At 42.9% G+C, this 358-nt stretch carries 1 pseudogene; it reads left to right on the top strand.

From position 1 onward, the window contains the following. Positions 1-358: pseudogene (locus A3761_RS06735) on the top strand (hypothetical protein); the annotation flags it as partial.

Genomic DNA, 358 nt, shown 5'->3' with positions numbered 1-358 from the left:
TCTATCGACTGATAATCAGCAGTGCAGCAAGCGCCGTTGCAGCTATTTTAATTCTTGCCCTTATTATGAAAGCAGAAAGACCTGGGACAATGCTGACATTGTCGTGGTTAATCATGANCTTTTGTTATCAGATCTGGCTTTGGGTGGTGGCGTTATATTGCCAGCACCCGAGCAGTCTATTTTGGTACTGGATGAAGGGCACCATTTGGCAGATAAGGCACTCAATCATTTTACGGTTCAAGGCGGTCTTAAAAGTACCGATAACTGGCTCAAGGTGCTTAGCAAAGCAATGGTGGAGCTTTCACCTTATTTATCGCAGGGTAATTTTCTTCACAAAAATATTGAGGATATTTCCTTG

It is taken from the genome of Oleiphilus sp. HI0123, from assembly GCF_001635315.1.
Note: the sequence above shows the minus strand (reverse complement) of the source record. Positions and strands in the feature narration are given on the sequence as shown.